The organism is Camelimonas sp. FR25, from assembly GCF_059740505.1.
This window is the reverse complement of the sequence record NZ_JCAWFG010000060.1, coordinates 1-2998: the sequence shown is the minus strand read 5'-3', so window position 1 is coordinate 2998 and position 2998 is coordinate 1. Positions and strand designations below refer to the sequence as shown.

1 protein-coding gene is annotated in these 2998 nt (G+C 67.7%); it reads left to right on the top strand.

Annotated elements, in window-relative coordinates:
- On the top strand, window positions 1-2998 hold a 2998-nt coding region (locus AC6A67_RS07280; protein ID WP_498035883.1), incomplete at both ends, for an autotransporter outer membrane beta-barrel domain-containing protein.

The window sequence follows — 2998 nt, the reverse complement described above, 5'->3', positions numbered from 1 at the left end:
TATATACAGACCGACCTGCTAGCAATCGGCGACAACGGCGGCTCCGGCACGCTCAACCTGACCAGCGACAGCAGTTTCAACGCAGCAACCTCCCTGGGAGGCGTGTTCGTCGTGGGCAACGGCCTCGGCAGCACGGGCGTCGCCAATATCATTTCGACGGGAAAGAACCCGGAGCTGGGCGCCAATTACCTCCAGACCCGAAACAGCTTTGTCGGCGCCTCCGGCGGCTCTGGCGTCGTCAATATCGACGGCGGCTCATGGTCGATCTGGGAAGGCGGCGGCTCGGAGCCGGCGCCCTTCGCCGAATATGGTCTGCATGTCGGTTCTGGCGCCGGAAGCACGGGCGTCGTCAACGTCCTGGCTGGCGGCAAGCTGAACATCGCGCCCATATCCGCGTTCCAGACCGGCGACGCGCTGTTTATCGGGGAGGCGGGCGGTTCAGGCGTCATCAATGTTGAGGGCGAAGGCCCGTTCACCCGGAGTGCGCTTGGGGCCATGAGCGGGATGGTCGTCGGCACAGGCGCCGGCAGCGTCGGCGCGCTCAATGTACTGGCTGGCGGCAAAGCGTTCTCTTCTGCGGGCGCCTACCCATCCGAACTCACCGCGCTGATCGGAACCACCATCGGTGTAGACGGCGGAACCGGCAGCGTGCTGGTTTCCGGCGCTGGCAGCCAGTTTTTTGCCGCCGGCGCCATGCCGCAGTACTACGAGGGAGGCGGAGCCGACGCCTACGCCTACGCCTACGCCACCGTTGGCGATATACATCTTGGCGTCAACGGCTCTGGCACGCTGACGATCGCTGACGGCGGCGAGGTGGTCGCCGGCGCCATGGTGTTCGTCCCGAGCGGCACTGGCTTTTATAACGCAGGGACGATCGAGGTGCTGGAGGCCAATGGCGTGCTGTATGTCGCCAATGGCGCATCAGCCACCGGCGTCGTCAGCTTTGGCGGCGCGCCCGGCGCGGCGCCCGCTGCCCCAGGCGCGCTCCGCGCTGCCGGCATCGTGTTTGGCGGCGGCGCGGGGACGGTCGCCTTCAACCACACGTCCGATAATTTCGCCTTCAACACCCCCCTCAGCGGCGCGGGTGAGATCGCCAATTACGCTGGCGTCACCTGGATCAATACTGATAATCGCACCGGATTCACCCGGACTGTGCAGGTATATGATCCCGAGACTTACAGCGTCGTCACGGAAACACAGACGTTTTCTGAAGGCTTCTCGGGCCGCACGTCGCTGTATGGCGGCGCGCTCGGCCTCGGCAATGACGGCGCCATCGGCAGCTCCAGCGTCACCGCCTATGCCAACAGCAGCCTGCTGTACGGCGCTGGCGCCGGCTCTGGGGTGAGCATCGCCAATCCTGTCAGTGTGGAGGCGGGCGTCACACTCGGGCTCGACGTGGCGAGCAGCCTCGCCGCAATCCAGTCTGGCGCCATCGGCGGCGCCGGCAGCATCAACAAGACCGGCGCCGGCGTGCTGACCCTGCAGGCTGACAACAGCCTGTCTGGCGACGTGCTGATTTCGGACGGGGTGCTGGCGCTGGCCGGCGCCGGCGAAGTCTCCGCCGCGGCGCGCGTCGTGGCCAATTCGGTGTTCGACATTACCGCCGCCGCGGACGGCGCGCTGATCCGCAGCCTGGCAGGCTCCGGTTCGGTGACGCTGGGCGACCAGACACTCGGCATTTATGGAGCCAATGATCTGTTCGCCGGCATCATTTCCGGCGCTGGCGGCGTCAATCTTACGGGCGGCGTCCAGACCTTGAGCGGCCCCAACAGCTATGCCGGCGACACCAGCATCGGCGCGGGCGCAACGCTCCGCGCCGCCGCAACCGACACCTTCAGCCCACAGTCCAGCCATCAGGTTCTGGGCGGCGGCCTGCTTGATCTCGGCGGCTTCAACCAGACCGTCGCCGCGCTCGGCAATGCCGGCGCCGTCATGTTCAATGGCGCGCCCGGCGTCGTGCTCAGTGTCACCGGCGACTACGTTGGCGCCGGCGGCGCCCTGCACTTCAACACCGTGCTCGGCGGATCGGATTCACTGACCGACCGGCTGGTGATCGGCGGCGGCGCCACGGGCGACAGCGGCGTGTTCGTCACCAATATCGGCGGCCCAGGGGCGCTGACGACTGGCAATGGCATCCAGCTGGTGTCGGTGGCTGGCGCGTCGAACGGCCAGTTCGCGCTGGCGCAGCGCGTTGCGTCCGGCGCCTATGAATACACCCTGCATCAGGGCGGGCCAGCTGCAGCGGATGGCGCCTGGTACCTGCGCTCGACCTATACCGGCCCTGATCCGGCGCCTGGCCCGGAGCCGGGGCCAGCGCCGGGCCCGCAGCTGCCCAACTACCGCGCCGAGGTGCCGCTGGCCACCAGCGCCCCGGTGCTGGCCAGCCAATTCGCCACCATGATGCTCGGCACTTACCATGACCGCTCGGGCGGCCAGGGCATGACCGCGCCAGGCGCCCGCGGCGCAGGTTGGGCGCGTCTGTTCGGCGCCCTTGGCGACAAGGGTGACCGGGCGCGGACGCCAGGCGCGCAGCTGGGCGATTTCGTCAACCATGGCGCCCCCATGTCAACCAGCATCGGCGGCTTCCAGGCAGGCCTCGACCTGTGGCGGCTGAATGGCTCCGATGGCTCGAGCACGACCTTCGGCCTGTTCGTCGGCGGCGGCCGCGCCACCGGCGATGTCGGCGGCATCTACGGCGGCGACGCTGGCCGCCTGGCTGGTAATTTCTACGGCGTCGGCGCTTACGCCACCCATGTGGGGGCTGGCGGCTGGTATCTCGATGCGGTCGGCCAGGCGACCTGGTCGAATGACTACCGCGGCACGTCCGTGCACGGCGTGGGCTACAATCTGTCGAACACGGTGGTCACCGCCTCGCTTGAGGGCGGCTATCCGCTGGCCATCGGCGGCGGCTGGAACGCCGAACCCCAGGCGCAGATCATCTACCAGAACATCTCCACCGGGAATGTCTTCGACCGCTACGGCTCGGCGCATTTCTCAG